The sequence below is a fragment of the Lacimicrobium sp. SS2-24 genome (genome assembly GCF_002201535.1).
GTDB lineage: Bacteria > Pseudomonadota > Gammaproteobacteria > Enterobacterales > Alteromonadaceae > Lacimicrobium.
The window spans coordinates 434,737-454,134 of sequence record NZ_NIWW01000001.1 but is presented as its reverse complement, the minus strand read 5'-3'; the positions used below and the strand labels follow the sequence as shown (position 1 = coordinate 454,134).

At 49.0% G+C, this 19,398-nt stretch carries 22 protein-coding genes; 11 read left to right on the top strand and 11 right to left on the bottom strand.

Annotated elements, in window-relative coordinates:
* Nucleotides 1-2: 2 nt before the first annotated feature.
* The gene (locus CCY32_RS02030; RefSeq protein WP_088328852.1) at nt 3-767 is read right to left on the bottom strand and encodes a hypothetical protein; all 765 of its coding nucleotides are present in this window, start codon (nt 765-767) and stop codon (nt 3-5) included.
* Nucleotides 768-818: 51 nt separating this feature from the next.
* Complete coding sequence (locus CCY32_RS02025) at nt 819-1,511, bottom strand: HAMP domain-containing sensor histidine kinase (protein ID WP_088328851.1); 693 nt, start codon at nt 1,509-1,511, stop codon at nt 819-821.
* Nucleotides 1,512-1,719: 208 nt separating this feature from the next.
* Between CCY32_RS02025 and cysB the strand changes: the two genes are divergently transcribed.
* The gene (gene cysB / locus CCY32_RS02020) at nt 1,720-2,694 is read left to right on the top strand and encodes an HTH-type transcriptional regulator CysB (protein WP_088328850.1); all 975 of its coding nucleotides are present in this window, start codon (nt 1,720-1,722) and stop codon (nt 2,692-2,694) included.
* 180 nt (nt 2,695-2,874) lie between these two features.
* Here the strand turns inward: cysB and fldA are convergent, their stop codons facing one another.
* From fldA to CCY32_RS02005, 3 genes are all read right to left on the bottom strand, one after another.
* Nucleotides 2,875-3,399 (bottom strand): flavodoxin FldA, encoded by a 525-nt coding sequence (fldA, locus tag CCY32_RS02015; protein ID WP_088328849.1) that lies wholly within the window; start codon nt 3,397-3,399, stop codon nt 2,875-2,877.
* A gap of 27 nt (nt 3,400-3,426) precedes the next feature.
* Nucleotides 3,427-3,648: a DUF2788 domain-containing protein gene (locus CCY32_RS02010; RefSeq protein WP_088328848.1), complete on the bottom strand. Its 222-nt coding sequence runs from the start codon at nt 3,646-3,648 to the stop codon at nt 3,427-3,429.
* Nucleotides 3,649-3,711: 63 nt separating this feature from the next.
* Nucleotides 3,712-4,470 (bottom strand): alpha/beta fold hydrolase, encoded by a 759-nt coding sequence (locus tag CCY32_RS02005; RefSeq protein WP_088328846.1) that lies wholly within the window; start codon nt 4,468-4,470, stop codon nt 3,712-3,714.
* Nucleotides 4,471-4,580: 110 nt separating this feature from the next.
* Between CCY32_RS02005 and seqA the strand changes: the two genes are divergently transcribed.
* The 5 genes from seqA to astE all read left to right on the top strand — a co-directional run bounded on the left by seqA (nt 4,581) and on the right by astE (nt 12,115).
* On the top strand, nt 4,581-5,138 hold the full coding sequence (seqA, locus tag CCY32_RS02000; RefSeq protein WP_088328844.1) for a replication initiation negative regulator SeqA: 558 nt from the start codon (nt 4,581-4,583) through the stop codon (nt 5,136-5,138).
* A 24-nt stretch (nt 5,139-5,162) separates the two neighbouring features.
* Nucleotides 5,163-6,806 (top strand): phosphoglucomutase (alpha-D-glucose-1,6-bisphosphate-dependent), encoded by a 1,644-nt coding sequence (pgm, locus tag CCY32_RS01995; RefSeq protein WP_088328842.1) that lies wholly within the window; start codon nt 5,163-5,165, stop codon nt 6,804-6,806.
* A 231-nt stretch (nt 6,807-7,037) separates the two neighbouring features.
* Complete coding sequence (locus tag CCY32_RS01990) at nt 7,038-9,530, top strand: glycogen/starch/alpha-glucan phosphorylase (protein WP_088329228.1); 2,493 nt, start codon at nt 7,038-7,040, stop codon at nt 9,528-9,530.
* Nucleotides 9,531-9,661: 131 nt separating this feature from the next.
* A complete protein-coding gene (locus tag CCY32_RS01985; RefSeq protein ID WP_088328840.1) occupies nt 9,662-10,975 on the top strand; it encodes a bifunctional diguanylate cyclase/phosphodiesterase in 1,314 nt (437 codons plus the stop codon).
* 99 nt (nt 10,976-11,074) lie between these two features.
* Complete coding sequence (astE, locus tag CCY32_RS01980; RefSeq protein WP_088328838.1) at nt 11,075-12,115, top strand: succinylglutamate desuccinylase; 1,041 nt, start codon at nt 11,075-11,077, stop codon at nt 12,113-12,115.
* On the opposite strand, the gene CCY32_RS01975 is transcribed toward astE, so the two are convergent.
* Nucleotides 12,102-12,737, bottom strand: a complete 636-nt coding sequence (locus CCY32_RS01975) for a transporter substrate-binding domain-containing protein (protein WP_168171407.1) — start codon at nt 12,735-12,737, stop codon at nt 12,102-12,104. The two genes, astE and CCY32_RS01975, sit on opposite strands and share 14 nt — an antisense overlap.
* A gap of 159 nt (nt 12,738-12,896) precedes the next feature.
* Here CCY32_RS01975 and CCY32_RS01970 point away from each other — a divergent pair, with 159 nt between their 5' ends.
* Nucleotides 12,897-13,340: an HIT domain-containing protein gene (locus CCY32_RS01970; protein ID WP_088328832.1), complete on the top strand. Its 444-nt coding sequence runs from the start codon at nt 12,897-12,899 to the stop codon at nt 13,338-13,340.
* A complete protein-coding gene (locus tag CCY32_RS01965; RefSeq protein ID WP_088328830.1) occupies nt 13,318-13,641 on the top strand; it encodes a heavy metal-binding domain-containing protein in 324 nt (107 codons plus the stop codon). Before CCY32_RS01970 ends, CCY32_RS01965 begins: the two co-directional genes overlap by 23 nt.
* Here CCY32_RS01965 and CCY32_RS01960 read toward each other — a convergent pair.
* The 5 genes from CCY32_RS01960 to CCY32_RS01940 form a co-directional block, all read right to left on the bottom strand.
* Nucleotides 13,638-13,814: a DUF2897 family protein gene (locus CCY32_RS01960; RefSeq protein WP_088328826.1), complete on the bottom strand. Its 177-nt coding sequence runs from the start codon at nt 13,812-13,814 to the stop codon at nt 13,638-13,640. The genes CCY32_RS01965 and CCY32_RS01960 overlap by 4 nt on opposite strands.
* Nucleotides 13,815-13,885: 71 nt before the next feature.
* Nucleotides 13,886-14,551 carry a M15 family metallopeptidase gene (locus tag CCY32_RS01955; protein WP_088328823.1) on the bottom strand — a complete coding sequence of 222 codons (666 nt, stop codon included), beginning with the start codon at nt 14,549-14,551 and terminating at the stop codon, nt 13,886-13,888.
* Entirely contained in the window at nt 14,545-15,675 is a 1,131-nt protein-coding gene (dapE, locus tag CCY32_RS01950; RefSeq protein WP_088328820.1) for a succinyl-diaminopimelate desuccinylase, read from the bottom strand. The genes CCY32_RS01955 and dapE overlap by 7 nt, the downstream gene beginning before the upstream one ends.
* Nucleotides 15,665-16,024: an ArsC family reductase gene (locus CCY32_RS01945; RefSeq protein ID WP_088328818.1), complete on the bottom strand. Its 360-nt coding sequence runs from the start codon at nt 16,022-16,024 to the stop codon at nt 15,665-15,667. The genes dapE and CCY32_RS01945 overlap by 11 nt, the downstream gene beginning before the upstream one ends.
* A gap of 104 nt (nt 16,025-16,128) precedes the next feature.
* Nucleotides 16,129-16,647, bottom strand: coding sequence for a PTS glucose transporter subunit IIA (locus CCY32_RS01940; protein WP_088328815.1), 519 nt, complete (start codon nt 16,645-16,647; stop codon nt 16,129-16,131).
* Between the two features lie 274 nt (nt 16,648-16,921).
* On the opposite strand from CCY32_RS01940, the gene CCY32_RS01935 reads away from it, so the two are divergent.
* The 3 genes from CCY32_RS01935 (at nt 16,922) to CCY32_RS01920 (ending at nt 19,359) form a co-directional block, all read left to right on the top strand.
* Nucleotides 16,922-17,986 (top strand): hypothetical protein, encoded by a 1,065-nt coding sequence (locus CCY32_RS01935; protein ID WP_088329227.1) that lies wholly within the window; start codon nt 16,922-16,924, stop codon nt 17,984-17,986.
* Nucleotides 17,987-18,381: 395 nt separating this feature from the next.
* A complete protein-coding gene (locus tag CCY32_RS01925; RefSeq protein WP_088328809.1) occupies nt 18,382-18,999 on the top strand; it encodes an isoprenylcysteine carboxylmethyltransferase family protein in 618 nt (205 codons plus the stop codon).
* A 60-nt stretch (nt 19,000-19,059) separates the two neighbouring features.
* Nucleotides 19,060-19,359 carry a Rho termination factor N-terminal domain-containing protein gene (locus CCY32_RS01920; protein ID WP_088328807.1) on the top strand — a complete coding sequence of 100 codons (300 nt, stop codon included), beginning with the start codon at nt 19,060-19,062 and terminating at the stop codon, nt 19,357-19,359.
* Nucleotides 19,360-19,398 lie beyond the last annotated feature (39 nt).

Sequence of the window (19,398 nt, the reverse complement as noted above, 5' to 3'; positions counted from 1 at the left end):
GCCTACCATTTCTTCTTCGGCGCAAACAACTCGTCCAGTTCGTCTCTTTCTTCTTCGCGCTTTCTGGCGCGATCCTGTGCGTTGGCATTGCGCAGGTTGTTTTGAATGGTTTCAAGGTTTTGCTCCAGCTCCTGTTTTCTCGCTACGGTGTACTCGTCCTGTTCGGAAGAGGCATTCAGGGCGGCAATGGCTTTCTCGAAGTACTGTCGGGCGGAGCCAAGCATATCCGACTTAATAGCGCTTCTGCCGCGTTTAACTAATGTTTCCACATTAATTTTTAGCTGCAATCTGGCCATACGCTTGTCCTCGGCAAGAAAGACCTGTGTGTCCACTTTGCCCTTGGCGTTTTCTGAGCGCAGTATGGTGCGTAGCTTTTTAATGCCTTGTATGAGAACGATGATCTGCTTGTCGTTGTCAGGCAAGCTAAAGTTCTCATTACCCGGCGGCGGCTGATTGGTATCTATAGATTTGACCCGTTCTTCTGCATCTTTAATGCGCTGTTTTAAGTCCTTGGCCTTAGGATTAAGCTCCAACATCTCTTTCAGCCCATTGAGGATGCGCTTATTGAGCACCAGAATCATATGTTGCGAGACGGGGATATGCGCGGCTGCCATCAGCGCATCTTCTGTTTCATCAACAATGGTTTTGAGCTTAGCATGCTCGGCCCGTTTTTCTGCCTCCACCTGTTCCCGGTGTTGCTGAATGGCGTTGATCACGATGGCGATAATGATCAAGGCGACAATGAGTATAATTATTATGGTGAACATAGTTTTTTCACTTTGTTATCAGTCCAGATACAGACGGTCTTATGCCGCATATTAGGGTATTTTAAGGGTAAAAACACTCCCCCCAAGGCTGCCGCCGTTTTCCAGATGAATGGAGCCACACCTGCCGTTGTTGGTATGAGCCTGCGCTATCATGCGGGCAAAAAACAGCCCCAGGCCTGTGCGGCCCGTGCTGATATCAAAATCCGTCATCTCCGTATTGCCAGCCTGAAGCATGATCTGTGGATAACCCGGTCCGTCATCTTCAAGGGTAAAATTGAGCATGCCGTCCTCTTCAAAGCAGCTTAAACGGAGTTTTTTATTGCTGTAGCGCATAGCATTAATCAAAATGTCATTGAGCAACAAATTGATCAAATCACCGTCCAGATACCAGGCTAGCTCGTCAGGCTGATGAACCTCCAGGTCCATGTGTTTGTTGACAATATAGGTTTCATTGGTTGCCAGAATGTCGTCAATCAGATCTTCAACATAGACCTCATCAATACTCACCGGCAGTTTCTGTTTCTCAGCCCGGTACAATGACAGCAACTGCATCAGTCCGGTATTCAGACGAAAGGCTTCATATTGCAGGCTGGCCAGATTCGAGGTGATCACCGTATTGTCTTTGGGAAGCTCTCGTGACAGGTTTTCAACAGACTGTAACAGCAGGCACAATGAGTTCTTCATATCATGCACACCGGCCGCCAGCACCGTGGAAAAATCGATTTGCTTATTTGAATTTGGCATAGTGAGCACAGCGTTGATTTGATATTGTTGTTATAACAGGTAACTGGACGCAGTAAAAGTCGAGCTTGCACCGATTAATAAGGCGGCAGACGTTAACTTTTATGGGTAAATGGATGGGACTCATCTAAAATTTTATGGAATTAATCTGCCGTTTAGTATATAAATTTCGCATATAAAGGTAAACATTACAGGGTAATGCCGGGTCACAATGAAACTACAGCAATTACGTTACATCGTCGAAGTCCTCAACAATAATCTGAACGTATCTGCCACGGCTGAAAGCCTCTATACCTCTCAGCCTGGCATCAGCAAACAGGTGCGGATGCTGGAAGATGAGTTGGGCGTGCAGATATTCGGCCGTAGTGGTAAGCACCTGACACATGTAACGGAAGCCGGGCAGGATGTGATCAACATTTCCAGGCAGATCCTTGCCAAAGTCGAGAGTATAAAAGCGGTTGCCCGGGAGCACACGTTACCGGATCAGGGTAAGCTCAATATCGCCACGACCCATACTCAAGCCCGCTATGCGCTGCCACCGGTGATACAAGGCTTTATGAGCAAATACCCCAAAGTGTCTTTGCACATGCATCAGGGAACGCCATCACAGATTAGTGACCTGGCTGCGAAAGGTGAAGCGGATTTCGCCATTGCTACCGAAGCGCTGCATTTATATAACGATTTAGTCATGTTGCCCTGTTATCACTGGAATCGCAGTATTATTGTCAATCGAGAGCATCCATTGGCAAATAAGACATCAATTACCATCGAAGATATTGCCCAGTTTCCCCTGGTCACCTACGTGTTTGGTTTTACCGGACGCTCAGAGCTTGACGATGCCTTCAACCGAGCAGGCTTAGAGCCAAAGATTGTGTTTACCGCGACGGATGCGGATGTCATCAAAACCTATGTCCGTCTGGGTGTCGGCATTGGCGTCATTGCTTCAATGGCTCTGGATGAGCGCCTTGATGGCGATCTGGTGAAAATAGACGCCAGTCACCTGTTTCAGTACAGCACCACCAAAATTGGTTTTAGGAAAGGGTCTTTCCTGCGCAGTTACATGTATGACTTTATCGAGCGGTTCGCACCGCATCTGACCAAAAGCGTAGTGGAAAAAGCAATGATGCAAAAGAGCAATGAAGACGTTGAGAAAATGTTCAAGGGGCTCACACTGCCAGTAAAATAACAGGCGATAATGCCATTAAAAAAGCCGCCATCGAAACCGTTGGCGGCTTTTTATATCCAGGGAAGGATGGTATGTCGGGGTTGTCGGGAGCACTCCCCGACGATATCCAGGGAAGGATGGTATGTCGGGGTTGTCGGGAACACTCCCCGACGATATCCAGGAACGCTTTGTTTGTGCGAATTACTCGAGCTCAGCCAGGCACATCTCTTCATACACCTGCTTGCACCAGCTTTTCACACGTTGCTCCGTCAGCTCCGGTTGACGGTCTTCGTCAATACCCAGACCAACAAAATGATCATCATCGGCCATACCTTTGCTGGCTTCAAACTGGTAACTTTCGGTAGGCCAGTGACCAATAACAATGGCGCCGCGCGCTTCGACGATATCCCGGATCATGCCCATGGCATCAAGAAAATATTCCGCGTAATCTTCCTGATCGCCACAACCGAAAATCGCCACCAGTTTGTCGGTGAAATCAATTTCTTCCAGTTCCGGGAAAAAGTCGTCCCAGTCACATTGGGCTTCACCGTAATACCAGGTCGGAATGCCAAACATCAACAGGTCAAAATCAGCAATTTGTTCCTTGCTGCTCTTGGCGATGTCGTGAACTTCGATCAGTTGTTTGCCCAGTTCTTTTTGTATCATTTTGGCAACATGTTCGGTGTTGCCCGTGTCGCTGCCAAAAAATAGACCCACGCTTGCCATATTTTCAGATACCTCTGTCCTGTGGGATTAACCCACACCTGAAGATTGCCAGAATACTTGAATAAACCCTTTCGCCAGAAATCCGGCGGCACCCAGAAACAACACCAGGTAGACCACAAAGCGGCCAACCATGGGCACATCGTTTTTCTTCAGAACATCGTGTACCGCATAGGCCATCAGAAGAAAAAGTGCTGTCAGTGACAGGTTTAAGGCAATTGCCTCGATCTGTTCGTAATATTGACTCAGCATGCCTGTTTCTGTGCCGGTTAAAATCGGCGCGGACTATAGCACATTTACTAATGAGAATCAGTCTTAGGCAAGAAAATCTGCCACAATTTTATTAAATTGCTGCGGTTTTTCTGCATGAAGCCAATGCCCCGCATCCGGTATAATATGCCCCTGACTGTGTTTAAACAGTCTACCTATCTGCCCCTTGTGCTCTGGTAATAGATAATCGGAGCGGCCTCCTTTTATAAAGAGCACCGGTCCGTCATACACCTTATCGATATCAGGCCAGGCCGTGATGCTGGCATAGGCCCGATCCAGCAGAGATAGATTAAACTGCCAGCACCAGCCACTGTCTGTTTTTTGCAGACTCTTGAGCAGAAACTGACGAACCCCAGGTTCGCGGATAGACTCAGCGAGTTGTTTATCGGCATCACTACGACGTTGCAGGCTATTCAGATCGACCGATTTGAGCGCGTCAATGATGCCACTGTGTCTGTCAGGATAACTGACCGGTGCAATGTCTGCGACCACCAGTCCTGAGACCCGTTCAGGATGGGTTAAAGCCATTGTCATGGCGACCTTGCCTCCCATCGAGTGGCCTACTATCGCGACGTTGTGCAGGTCCAGTTCATCCATCAGTGACAATATGGCTTGAGCATACTCGGTATAGCTGAAAGCATCAGAGTGAGGTGACTGACCGTGATCGGGCAAATCTACACTGACAACCAGATGGTTTGCTTCCAGGGCGCGCTTGATACCATTGAGGTTTTCCAGGCTGCCAAACAACCCATGTAATAAAATAACCGGACTGCCGTGTCCGCTTTTCTGATAGTTTAATGACATGGATGGCTCCTGCTAATAAAAAGCATAACTTGGCTAAATGCTGTACTGTAACCGATTCACTGACCCCGTATAATAGCAAGTTGAATCAGCAAGCACACTGGTAGTGATAGATGAAAACCATTGAAATAGATGAAGATTTATACCGTTATATCGCCATGCAGACTCAAGATATTGGTGAGAGCGCCTCAGATATTTTGCGTCGCTTATTGCTGGGCGAAAATACATCAAAGGCACAACCCCCGTCACCGCTGAAAACAGCAGTCGCGCCTGAGCCTGCACCAATTTCCGACACACCGCCATCGCGCCAGGAGCAAGAACTCTTTGGTTACCTGGAGCGAGTAGGGGTAAGCCGACAAAAACGCACCGTTGACCGATTTTTAACATTGCTGGGCGCGTTGGCTAAGTTTAATCCGGATCGTTTTTCCAAAGTATTGGAACTGCGTGGGCGCAATCGGGTGTATTTCGCTACCAGTAAAGATCAACTAATGGCCAGCGGCAGTAGCACCAATCCGAAACAACTGCCTGAGAGTCATTACTGGGTAGTGACCAATAATAACAGTGCGAAAAAAATGACAATGTTACAAGAAGTGGCGAGAGTGCTGGCATACAGTGATGCAGATACCCGGGCGCTTGCTGCACTGTTGGAACCATCACAATCAGATGAATAACGCTCAGTTCTAAAGGATAACGCTATGGCACTCGATCCCCGCGCCGGACAACTGGCTGGTCCGCAAGACTTAATTAATATCCCCCGATTGGTTTCTGCTTATTACAGTTATCAACCGGATAAGACAAATCCTGCTCACGCGGTGGCGTTTGGTACTTCCGGTCACCGCGGCAGTGCATTGACACGTACCTTCAATGACTGGCACATCGCTGCGATTTGTCAGGCGCTGGCGGAATTTCGAGCCGCCCATGATATCAGTGGGCCGCTTTTCATGGGGATGGATACACACGCTCTATCAGAACCGGCTTTTATGACAGCGGTTGAAGTGTTGTGCGCAAATGGTGTCAATCTGGTTGTTGAAGTCGATCGAGGGTATACGCCTACACCGGCCATTTCTCACGCTATTTTAAGTTATAACCGGAGCAGGCAAAGCGGCATGGGAGATGGCGTGGTGATAACGCCTTCCCATAACCCCCCTGGAGATGGCGGATTTAAGTATAACCCGCCCCACGGGGGACCTGCAGATACCCAGGTGACCGATGCCATCCAGACCCGGGCTAACGATCTGATTGGTGCCGATCTAAAAGGGGTCAAGAGAATGACCTTTGCCAGTGCCCTTAACAGTGGGCTGGTACACGAAAAAGATTTTGCGCAAAGTTATATCGACGAGTTGGACCAGGTCATCGATATGCAGGCTATTGCGGGTGCGGGCCTCAAACTAGGCACCGATCCGCTTGGGGGCGCGGGGCTGCACTACTGGCATCGTATTGCAGAGCAATACCGGCTAAATATCGAAGTGGTCAATCCGTATCAGGATCCGACATTCCGGTTTATGCACCTGGATAAAGATGGAAAGATACGGATGGATTGTTCTTCACCTTCAGCCATGGCTGGCCTGATTGCATTGAAGGACCGCTTTGATCTGGCCTGGGGCAACGATGCTGATTTCGATCGCCATGGCATTGTCTGTCAAGGCAGTGGTCTGATGAATCCAAATCATTACCTCTGTGTAGCGATTGACTATTTGTATCGCCATCGCAGTGACTGGTCAAAAGATATGAAAATTGGTAAGACTCTGGTATCCAGCGCTTTAATTGACCGCGTTGCAGGGGCTCTGGGGCGAGAGCTGGCAGAGATGCCCGTAGGCTTCAAATGGTTCGTGCCTTATTTACTCGAAGGCAGCATGGGCTTTGCTGGCGAGGAGAGTGCTGGGGGGATTTTTCTGCGCCGCAACGGACAACCCTGGGCCACCGATAAAGACGGTATGATTATGTGTCTGTTGGCTGCAGAAATTCTCGCCGTCACCGGTCATGATCCGGCGAAACATTATCAACAGCTTACTCATTCTTTAGGAACACCCCGTTATCGACGTCTGGATGTGGGTGCCAGTGCCAGCCAAAAAAGTAAACTGACCAAGATGAGTGCCGATTCGCTGACATCCAAAGCGCTGGCTGGCGAGCCCATTACCCATGTTTTGACTCAGGCCCCCGGTAATGATGCTGCAATTGGCGGCCTTAAGGTGTGTACTGAAAATGGCTGGTTTGCAGCCAGACCCTCTGGTACCGAAGCGGTATACAAGATTTACGCGGAGAGTTTTAAGGATGATGCACACCTGAACCTGTTACTTAATGAAGCACAGGAACTTATCGCCGGAGTTTTCGATGGCTAAGTGCTAAAATATTGATAACAAGATGTTATGAAAGTGTAATTTTATGACAAAATGAGGCCGGAAATGTTTTTCTGGCCTTTTTTTTAACTAAAAAATAACATTTTGAGCATTTTATTTCGACGAAAAAGGGGTAGACTTAATTTATCTTTGTAATTTAATTACATTTTAGCTGCGGTGCGGCTTTTCGCTAAGCACACCATTGCCTGAGTGAATCACGGCGGAGACAAGATGATGAAGAAAACCCAAACAGCCCCTAAGCCGGTATCGGCGCCAGGTAAGCTCAACGAGCTGAGTAAGGATGATATCAAGCAGGCAATCGTACGCCACCTGCACTGTTCACTTGGCACCGATGAGAATAAAGCGAATGATCACGCATGGTGGAAAGCCGCCTGTGCGGCCGTGCAGGAACAGGTGTTGGAACGGCTGCGTAGTACTCAGAAAGCTCATTATATGAATGACACCCGGGCAGTACATTATTTCTCCGCCGAATTTCTAATGGGACGGTTAATGTCCAACAATCTACATAACCTTGGGTTGTTCGAGAAAACCCATCAGGCAATGCGCGAACTTGGCGTAGAACTGTCTGATGTGATGGAGCAGGAGCCGGATATGGCGCTCGGTAATGGCGGCCTTGGGCGACTGGCGGCGTGCTTTATTGACTCCCTTGCCACCCTTGAATTACCAGCCATTGGTTATGGCTTACATTATGAGCATGGATTGTTCCGTCAGGAAATACGCAGTGGTGCCCAAATAGAGCGGCCCGACAGTTGGCGCGATTACGGCAACCCCTGGGAAATTTGCCGCCCCGAGTCGATTCAGGAAATTCCCTTGTACGGGTATGTGGAAACCAAGTATGGCGACAAAGGCCAGATTCATAAAGAGTGGCACCCAGGTTCCATCGTTAAAGGGGTACCCTGGGATATCCCTGTGGTGGGATACGGTGGTAAAACTGTCAATGTGTTACGGCTGTGGGAGAGTCAGGCGTCAGATTACTTTAACTGGGATGTCTTCAATGCCGGAGGGTACGTAGATGCTCAGCGTGAAAATGTACAGGCTGAAACCATTTCCAAAGTGTTGTACCCCAATGACGAAACCGAAGCCGGCAAAGAATTACGTTTAATCCAGCAGTACTTCTTTTGTGCCTGTTCACTCAAAGACATTATTCGTCGCTACAAGCGCGCCCATGGTGATGACTGGAGCCGCTTTGCTGAGCAGGTTGTGATTCAGCTCAATGATACGCATCCGGCTATCGCCATTCCTGAACTGATGCGAATTCTGGTGGATCGGGCCCACATGGACTGGGATACGGCCTGGAAAATTAGCAGCAACACCTTTGCGTATACCAACCATACACTGTTACCCGAAGCACTTGAAAAGTGGCCAGCTCGCATGCTGGCGAAGATTTTGCCCCGTCATCTTGAAATTATCTATGAAATCAATCATCGCTTTATGCTCGATGTGGACAAGAAGTGGCCTGGTGATGATGCCATGAAGCGTAAGCTTTCAATCATTGAGGAGAGCAGCGAGAAGATGATTCGAATGGGTAACCTGTCGGTGATCGGATCCTTTGCTGTTAACGGGGTAGCGGAAATCCACTCCCGTCTGGTCAAGGAAAATCTCTTCCCCGAGTTTGAACAACTGTGGCCGGGTAAACTCACCAACGTCACCAATGGCATTACACCGCGGCGTTGGCTGAAAGCCTGTAACCCTGCGTTATCGGAGCTGATTAACAGCCGCATTGGCGACCAGTGGCCGACCGATCTGGACAAGCTACAGGGACTGGCGAACTTTGCCGATGATAAGGTGTTTCAGCAGCAGTTTATGCAAATCAAACATGACAATAAGGTGAAGCTGGCTGCGGAAGTCAAGGCACTGACTGGTGTTGAACTGGATCCGAATATGATTTTTGATATTCAGATTAAACGCCTGCACGAATATAAGCGTCAGCATCTGAATCTGCTGCATATTATGGCGTTGTATCGTCGACTGCTTGAGAACCCGGATTATGATATGCATCCCCGCGCATTTTTGTTTGGTGCCAAAGCCGCGCCCGGCTATAAGCTGGCTAAAGACATTATCTATGCCATCAATAAAGTAGCAGATAAAATTAATAATGATGTGCGGGTTAATCACAAACTCAAGGTGGTCTTTTTACCTAACTACCGTGTCAGCCTGGCTGAAAAGATGATACCTGCTGCAGATATCTCGGAGCAGATTTCTACAGCGGGCAAGGAAGCGTCGGGTACAGGTAATATGAAACTGGCGCTCAATGGAGCGCTGACCGTCGGCACGCTGGATGGTGCTAACATCGAAATTGCTGAAGAAGTGGGGGATGAAAACATCTTCATTTTTGGTCTCACCGTTGAAGAAGTAGAAAAGGTGCGGGCGGCCGGTTACAACCCCTATGACATTTACGACAATAGCCGCGAAATCAAAGCGGTGCTGGATTGGCTGGAAACGGATTATTTTACGCCTGGCAAGCCGGGTGAACTCGCCTCTGTAAAACAAAGTTTATTGGATGGCGGCGATCCTTATCTGGTGCTGGCTGACTTTGACGCGTATTCCGAGGCGCAGCAAAAAGCGGACCGGGCATACCGCGATAAGGCAGGTTGGGCCCGCAAAGCCATCATCAATACAGCTCGCATGGGTAAGTTTACCTCTGACAGATCTATACGTGAGTATGTACAGAGAATTTGGCGCTTAACGTCCTGTCATGTAGAGTGATTGAATAAGTGTATTTTTGACAACTTTACAGTTGTTTAGAAGGGAAAAGCTCAAAAATACATCTTTGGGCTTTTTTTTTGCCGAATTATGGATAGAATCCGGCCAGATTTTAAGAGGTGTTGCAGTACTCAATGAGTCTTAATAACCCGTCACTGGCGGCCATTCCCAACAGGTATGCTTTTTTGGATCGTATCGAGCAGCAGATCCACGCGGACCCGTGCCTGTCGTTAATGCTTGTGGACGTGGTGCGTTTTTCCGATGTCAGTAGCAGTTTTGGCTACCGCATTGGCGACATCATTCTGGCGGAAGTGGCTAAAAGGATTGAAGTGCTGTTCGGCGAACCTTGTCTGTTGGGACGCATCAGTGGGGATATCTTTGGACTAATGCTGCCTGGAACCCACACCGAGGCACAGCTGCACAGTTTTTACAGCCATCTTATCGAGCATTTCAAGACCCCAATCAGTTTTGAAGAACATGCGTTTGTCGCTGATTTTAACGTCGGCGCGGTGTCCAATGAACGCCATAACAGGGAAATCAGTCGCATTTTTTCGGCAGCCGAAGCGGCGCTAAAGCAAGCCAAACAGAATAAATATGATAACTTTCAAATCATCAGTCTGACCGAAAAAGCCGAAACCGGTCGCTCGCTGGCCTTAAAAGCGGATTTGAAGCGCGCCTTTGCTAACGACGAACTGGAGCTGTATTTTCAACCTAAGGTGGACTTGCAGAGCTTACAAATTGTCGGTGCGGAATGTCTGTTGCGCTGGAACCATCCGCTTGATGGCATCATTGTACCAGGCTCCTTTATTGAAGCTGCCGAGTCCTACAATATGATGAATGAGGTGGGCTACTGGGTACTGGAAAAAGCTTTTTACAGTGCCCATCGATTGCACAGTCAGGGGCAGGATCTACAGGTCTCGGTAAACATTTCACCCACCCAGCTATATGATTCCAGATTCGTTTCAAAGGTGCGTCAGCTGGCCAGCGTGTATCAGGTTGATATGGCAAAAATAGAGCTGGAGCTTACTGAGGATGTGGCCCTTTCAAATTCCTTACTGGTGAAACGACAGTTATCTGACATCAAGAAGCTGGGACTGAAGATCGCAGTGGATGATTTTGGTAAAGGGTACTCGAATCTGGCTTATATCCGCGATATTAAGCTCGATACCATTAAAATTGATAAGACATTTGTAATGGGACTGGAGCATAACCCGGTCAACAAAGCGATCATCCAGGCCTCTCAGTTGATTGCTGAATCTATCGATTGCCAGGTTATCGCTGAAGGTATCGAAACCGTTGAACAGCTTCATATCCTGCGAGATATGGGCATTATGAAGGGGCAGGGTTTTCTGTTTTCCAGAGCCGTGCCTTTCGCAGAATTAGTGGAGCTGACGCACACCGATCTGATGGTGGGGACCTCCCTTGCTTATCAACACCGCGTTGGCTAAACCTTATCCCGTGCAGGCCTGAGGATGAACCAGAGCGTGTCGGGGGCCAGAAAGTTTGTTAGACTAGCTCGCCTTATTAACTCCCTACACAGATAGTTCATGAGCAATCAGCATTTAATCGAAAATGGTCAGTTCTTACACTTAAGCCGCACTCAGCCGACGCTTTTTTCTAAGCCCTCTCGCTTTACCTTATCTGATGGCACGGATGTGTCCATTACCGCCCCGGGGATTATCAGTTTCACCCCAAATGATCCGGCGGGTAAAGACATTGTCCTGTCTTGTGGGGTGCACGGTAATGAAACTGCGCCCATTGAGATCTGTGACCAGCTTGTCGCTGACTTACTCACCGGCAAGCTCAGAGCGCGCCAGCGGGTCTTGTTTTTGTTCGGTAATTTGCCCGCAATGGATATCGGTGAGCGCTTTGTTGAAGAGAATATGAATCGTCTGTTCAGCGGGGCTCACTCACAAGGGCCGGGGCTGGTGAATGAGGAGCGTCAGCGTGCTAAAACGCTGGAAGATGCCATCAGGGAGTTTTATGCCGCCGGTGAGCGTTTAGGACAGGATTATCGCTGTCATTACGATTTACATACGGCCATTCGCGCCTCTAAAAATGAAAAGTTTGCTGTTTATCCCTTTCGTCATAATAAGCCCTGGAAAACCAGCCAGCTGTGCTTTTTGCTTGCCTGCGGCGTCAATACGATTCTGCTTTCCAATGGGCCAACGACCACCTTCAGCTATTTTTCCTCCAATGAATTTGCTGCCGATGCGTTTACGGTGGAACTGGGCAAAGTCAGGCCCTTTGGGGAAAACGATATGAGTCGCTTTGAACAGGCCAGAAACACACTGACGGCATTGGTGACAGAGACAGAGCTGAAATTACCGGCTTATCGTGAAGAGGACTTTCATATTTTCACCATTAATCAGGTAATTAATCGTACCAAAGAAGATTTTAAGCTGAATTTCGACGACGATACGCCAAACTTCACTGATTTTCCGTTGGGCTTTGTGCTGGCTGAAGAGCCGGGGGCTACCTATAAAGTAGAACAGCAAGGCGAAGCCATTGTCTTTCCTAACGCCAAGGTCGCCTTGGGGCAACGCGCACTGCTGACCGTCGTGCCAACGCGAATCAGTGAGGCATAGCCGCTGCGGCGTTTTGTAAGCGTTCTACAAGCTGGCGATCAGTGTTAAGGCTGGCCGCCAGCCAGGTAGTTTGAGCCAGCTGTGGGATCAGATACACCATATCGACCTGGCTGGCACTGACGGCAAATTGTTCGAGCATGCCTTGCATGGCATCTGGATCTTCAACAATAAAATCGACTTTACCCTTCAGTAATAGCTCCCAGGATGCGGTGATATCCGCGGTAATGAGGAGTGACTTTCCTTCCTCAAAACCTTGAGTGGCTAAATATTCCACGGCAACATCCTCACGTTGTACCGCGGTAACCAGCGCCTTAGCGTCATCCAGTGTACTGATCAGGGCGTGCTGGTTGGAACGTAACCGCAATAACCCCAGACGATATTCACCCACAGGTGCAATCCAATGGAAGTGTTGTTCTCTGACCGGGGTTCTGGCCATTGCATAGATCAGCGTATTGGCACGCGAAAGGGTCAGGTTGTAGGCGCGGGCCCACGGATACATGCGAAATTCTGCGCTAAGGTTAGCCGCGTCAAGAATGGCCCGAACACGCTCGGTGACCGTCCCTGCGACCTGATCATCGACCAGCGTTTGTGCCGGCGGGGAAAGTTCAGTGACGACCTGCAACGGTGGCTGCGCCAAGAGTTCGTGGCTATAGAATATTAATATGCTGACCCAAAAGACCAAAAAACGTACTGTAACCTTTGCTAACAAAAGCAGCCACCTCTGGCAAATCAATTAGGTTTAGAATAAGTTAATAGCCACCACAGAGCCAGCTCGAAAAATATGTTTGCACTGCATCCCCAATTGCAACGCGATTGCTTGCTGATTACCGATCTACCCTTATCAAGGGTTCTGCTGATGAATGACTGTCAGTATCCATGGACAATTCTGGTGCCCAGGCGAAAGAACATCAGTGAAATTATTGATATGAATCAGGCCGACCAGCAGCAACTGTGGCGTGAATCTGCATGGATGAGCTGCGCACTGCAACAGCATTGCAAACCCGATAAGCTAAACGTGGCAGCGCTGGGAAATAAGGTGCCCCAATTACATATTCATCATATTGCCCGGTTTAAGGATGACCCTGCGTGGCCTCAGCCTGTGTGGGGGAAATTACCTGCTACGGCTTATTCACCGACACGGGGTGAAACGGAAATCGCCGCCCTTAGAAAACTATTAGAGCAACAACAATGTGAGAGAGAGCATGATCATCAGTACAACCCATAGTCTTGAGAACAAAAGCGTAGAGGCCTATCTCGGGGTAGTGGTTGGCGAAGCCGTGATGGGGGCAAATGTGTTTAAAGATATTTTTGCCTCTATTCGCGATATCGTGGGCGGCCGCTCCGGTTCCTATGAAGATGAATTAACCCGGGCACGAAAAATCGCATTTGCTGAGCTGGAAAATGAGGCGCGGCAAATGGGTGCGAATGCCGTCATTGGCGTAGATATTGATTACGAAGTGGTGGGCAAGCAGGGGAGCATGCTGATGGTGAGCATCAGCGGCACAGCAGTGCGCTACCGGGATTAATCTGTTTTATCGGTTTCCTTGTTGGCAGAGTCATGTGCTGCCTTATCTTTTTTATCAGGTTGATGGTCTTGTAAAGAAGGCATTTTCATTTTAGCTGTGTGCTTGACCAGCATAATATTACCGATAATAAACCCCAGCGGCAGGGCGATAAACAGTGCGACTTCCCAGGTCATGGGATCCTCCGGTTGATGGTACGCAGTGAGATATTATTTCACACTGCGCATAAAGTAGGGCGTTGGACAGGCTAAAACCTGACATATCGGCGGATAATTTCATCCAGGTGCAATAATACCGTGTCTTTACCAGCAAGGTCGGTTTTTTCTAACAGCGGTCCCAGGCGTTCGCTGGTCATCTGTGCAATCAGTGGTTCGGCGGTAGCCCGGTGGCTGAGATGCCATGGCTCAGGGGCCACTGAGCCTGCGGCCCCGGTATAGGGGCGGTAGAATCCAAAGGCGTCAGCATGATGGCTCAGCCATGTTGAAAGCTCAAAGCAGGGACCATGTGGTTGATACTCTTCGCTGATTAGCTGAAACGGTTGATCACACGCATGTACCGCTTTGGCATCAAACACATCGAAGTCTGAGCCCCAGTGATGACGGCTGGTGCCGGGAAGTGCTGAAAAGCGCAAAATAGCGAACAGCTTTTCTTTGTCGCTCAGCAGTTGCGGATCAAGGGGTTGGTGCCGATCATCCAGAATTGGCCGCAGGCCATGCCACTTTTCATTCCAGATTCGCATCTGGCGTTCAAAACTGCGAAAACAGCTAAGTAAATCCACTCCGACACCGTCTGATGCGGCTGCTTCGCGCATGGCACTAAATGCTGTCGCTACCGCTTTTTGCAATTTATGGCCCGCCTCGGCTTCTATCAGGTGACTGTCTTGTTGTCCGCTGAGCTGCTCGAAAGTTAGCATAACAAATTTTCGAGTATGGCTTCGTAGGTATCAGCCAGTTGATAGAGATCCTCAATGCGCACACACTCGTTTACCTTATGAATGGTGGCGTTAACCGGCCCCAGTTCAATAACCTGTGCGCCGGTCGGGGCGATAAAGCGTCCGTCTGACGTTCCGCCCGCGGTGGAGAGCTTGGTCGCTCTGCCACAGACTTTCTCTATGGCCGCGGTGGTGGCGTTGACCAGGTGACCACTGTCGGTCAGAAAGGGTTGCCCATTGAACGTCCAGCTAAGGTCATATTCCAGACCATGTTTATCAAGTATAGCCCTGGAGCGCTCAATTAACTGCTGATCGGTGACTTCGGTGGAAAAGCGAAAATTGAACTGCACCTGCATCTCACCGGGAATGACATTGCCAGCACCGGTGCCTGCATTTAAGTTAGAAATCTGGAAGCTGGTGGGAGGGAAAAACGCATTTCCTTTATCCCACTCTGTGGTTGCCAGTTCGGCTAAGGCAGGGGCCGCCTGATGAACAGGATTTCGCGCCAGGTGAGGATAGGCGACGTGCCCCTGTATACCTTTGATGGTTAAATGACCGGTCAGAGAACCGCGGCGACCATTTTTAACCACATCGCCCAGCTTGTCTGTGCTGGAAGGTTCCCCCACGATACACCAGTCAATTTTTTCATTGCGCGCTTCCAGGGTATCAATAACGCGGGTGGTGCCATTGATAAAAGGACCTTCTTCATCGCTGGTAATTAAAAAGGCAATGGAGCCACTGTGCTCAGGGTGGCGGCTAACGAAGTTATGCACAGCGCTGAGCATAGCCGCCAGACTGCCTTTCATATCGGCGGCGCCACGACCATACAAATAGCCATCTTTCTCTGTTGGTTTGAAAGGTGGGGTGTGCCACTTTTCTAACGGACCGGCTGGTACCACATCGGTATGTCCGGCAAAACACAGAAGCGGCCCTGAGGAGTTGCGTCGTGCCCACATATTGAGCGTATCTTCAAAGGGCAGCATTTCAATATCAAAGCCAAGTGGTTTTAAGAACTCGGCCATCAGTGTCTGACAGCCCGCGTCATTAGGTGTGACGGAGTCTTTACTGATTAGCGCTTTGGCGAGGGCAAGAACATCATTTTGCATTAAACAGACTCGCGTATTGGTCAGCGTTAAAACCCAGATAATACCCATCGTTGTGCGCTAACAGAGGGCGCTTGATCATCGCCGGCGCTTGCAATAGCAGGTGCAATCCGGCTTGCTTATCTTCTTCTTCCAGTGCAGCTTTTTGGGCAGCGTCAAGTTGACGATAGGTGGTACCACGCTTATTCACCAGTGCAGACAGGCCTAACCCGTGAATGCGTGCCTCAAGCCAGTCTGCATCCAGGCCATCCTGGCGATAGTCATGAAATGTATGCGGGATATCGTGCTGTTTAAGCCATTTGAGGGCTTTCTTAATGGTGTCGCAGTTTTTTATACCGTACAGCGTGGTCATAATCTCTGTTGTTTTCTGATAAGAAGGGTCTACAGCTTAGCGGATTTTACACAGGGTTTCGATATGCCCTGGCTATAAGCTATGTCGGCCAGATAACACCATAACTAATCTATAAATAGTGTCATGCAGGGATCCTCTCCTGCCATCAGACTGTGATAATGCCCCTGAATGTGCTTTAAACGCGACAATATAGGGACCAGCACGAAACACACAGGAGAAGTCGCGTAGAGCCTGAGTTTTCGCAGATCGAATTCCATCAGAGGTTGACCCGCCCTAACGTTCTCACCGACCCGAACGCGCAGTTTAAAGCCTTCGCTCATCATTTTATGACTGTTAATGCCAATTTGTATCAATACCTCAAGACCCTGACGACTTTTAATGCGCAGTTGCTCTTTGGTCGGACTGATAGCCAGTATCACACCGCTAAAAGGCGACAATACGGTATGCCCGGTTGGTGAAATGCTCACGCCCGCCCCAAGCAAGCCACTGCTGAATATCGAGTTGGCTACCTGATCCAGTGGCGCGACTTTGCCGCTGAGTGGTGCGGTGATATCAAGGCGTATCTTACAGTCCTTGAGGCCACTATCTGACACAGAAAGCGTAAACGGTGCGGGCAATGACATAAATTACTTAGAAATAGAGCCTTGTCATGAGTATAACATTGGTTTTCTCTGTTGATACTTTTCTACATATCCACACTATCTGTGGATAACCTTGTTAAGTACTCTTTATAAGTGCCCTAAGTGAATGTTTAAAAAGAAAATAAATCGAGTGTACGGTTTTTCCCCAACCGTTGAAAATGGCATCAAATCGATGCCAGATTGATCAAACTAAGTGGTTGAATTTTTGTATAATCCGCTCAGTTTAACGCGTTTTTCAGCAGGTTTTGGGGTCATTATGGCTGAACTTGAATTGTATGCAGGGCCCAACGCCCTGGAAAGAATCCGTCAAAATGGACTCAAACAGGCGTTATTTGATTATGCACTGGGGGCCTCTGGGGGCCCCAAATGGTTTGTGCTGGCAGGGCTGGACAAAGTCGTTTTTTCGGAGTTTTTTGCGGGCAGGCAGTCTCCTCTGCACGCCATTGGCTCCTCCGCAGGTGCCTTTCGTTTTGCGTGTTTTGCGCAGCAAGACCCTCTGGCCGCCATAAACCGTCTTGCACAGCGGTATTCACAAACAATTTATTCGGCAAAACCTGATGCCAGAGAAATTACACATAAGGGCAGGGCGTTATTAGATTATGTATTGGGTGAGCATGGTGTTGATGAAATACTGAATAACCCGGTTATTCGAGCTCACTTTATCGTTGCCCGCTGCCGTGGCACGACAGCCTTGGAAAACAAACCTCTGCAGCTCAGCGGTCTGCTCGCCAGCGCCACTGCTAATATGGTCAAACGCAAACACCTGCAACACTTTTATCAGCGTTTTGTGTTTTCTGTGCCCGGAGCCAACCTTAGCATTGACGATCCCCACTCAATGTCCAGCCATAGGGTGGCGCTTTCTACAGCAAATCTCAAGGCGGCACTGCTGGCCTCGGGGTCGATTCCGGTGGTGCTCGAAGGGGTCAAGAATATACCCGGCGCACCGCCCGGAATGTACCGTGATGGCGGCATTATCGACTATCACTTTGACTTACAGTTTGGCCCGAATCAGGGGCTGGTGTTTTACCCACATTTTTATAAAACGCCGGTGCCGGGCTGGTTCGACAAGAAGCTTCCTTCCCGCAGACCTTCAGCGAAAAGTTACGCCAATACGCTGATGCTGGTGCCGTCAGACGAGTTTGTGGCATCGCTACCCTACGGGAAGATCCCCGATCGAAAAGATTTTGAAAAAATGACGCCCGAGCAGCGTATTCCGTATTGGCAAAAAGTCATCAGTGAGTCTGACCGCCTTGGCGAGGCCTTTATGGAGCTGGCACAAGATGCTCATGTGGCCGATAAGATTAAGCCTCTAGCGTTTTAGCCTGTCGAGGATTGACAGCCTGGCGAGAAAAAAACATTTCCGCCACCTGATGATTCATCAATACAGTGGTTTTTTTCTCTTCTGCTGTGGTACGACAATCGCCCCCTGGGCAGATCGACACTTTCGTGTGAATGGTTTTTATGGCGTACGTATTGATGGCAAGTGCTGTAAAGGAGGGGCTCTGTGATTCGATATGTTTACCTTGTTTATATGAAGACAGTGGCTGCTCAAGTGCAATTTGCAGGCACCAACGAAAGATAAAAAAGTGCAGTGTTGTGTGTGACTGGGGGGAGGGCATTTTTGCCGTGCTCAGATTTGTGATAAAAAACACGTACCTTTTATCATGTAAGGTCAGGCTTTTTTCTTTGCATTAGTACCACCGGCCGGGAATCAATATGGACAGTACGGGCACCGCTATCGCGTTTAGCCGCATATTTCTTGCGGCATTTTATACCTTTGTAGCGGCATTTTATGTGGTCAGTATTACTGTGAAAAAACGGTCTCAGCACACAGAAGTCATTTTCCCTGGCCAACGCTTTTGTGCAACCTGGTGGAATCACATCCTTTTTCGCGTTTTCAGAATTGCAATCTGGATGGTATGCGTTTGGCGCTTTTTTCTGCCCCAAACTGAGCACTATCTGGGGATGTTTTCCTCTTTGTACCACGCGCCGGTAGTGATTACCGGCATGATTTTACTCAGCGTGGGTTTTGTGGGGACCATGAGCATCCATCTGTTGTTAGGAGATCGCTGGCGTTCAGGTATCGATCCATATCAACCTGAGGGACTGATGACTCAGGGTGTGTATGGATTATCCAGAAATCCCATGTTTGTGGGAGTAGCCATGGCGCAACTGGGATTTTTTCTGGCGCTGCCCTCGATGTTTTCTCTTGTTTGCCTGTTGGTCGGCCAGGTAACACTGCACCGACAGGTAAAATCAGAAGAGGCACACCTTAGTGCGCGTTTCCCACAAGATTATGCGCTATACCGGCGCAATGTAAGGCGCTGGCTTTAACTCTGAATCGGACGCTCAGGTATACTACCTGTACGAGTTACAAAGAAACTGGAGGTCATAGTGCCAAAAGTATGGACTAACAAAGATGAGCGGCAATACCAGCACATCAAGGCCAGCGAGGAAGAAAGAGGGCTGAGTGAGCAGGCAGCTAAACGCATTGCTGCGAAAACCGTCAACCAGCAACGCAGGGAAGAGGGCCGGACGCCAAACTCTATTACCCAGGGCACCGGCAATCCGCATACTTCCTATGAGCAACGCACGCGGGTGCAGTTATACAATCTGGCAAAAGAAAGGCATATTGAGGGGCGCAGTAAAATGAATAAAGCTGAGTTGATCGAGGCGCTGCGTCGACAACAGTAAGAGCTCGCAAATTCAATTTCATTGGCGTGGATTTTGATT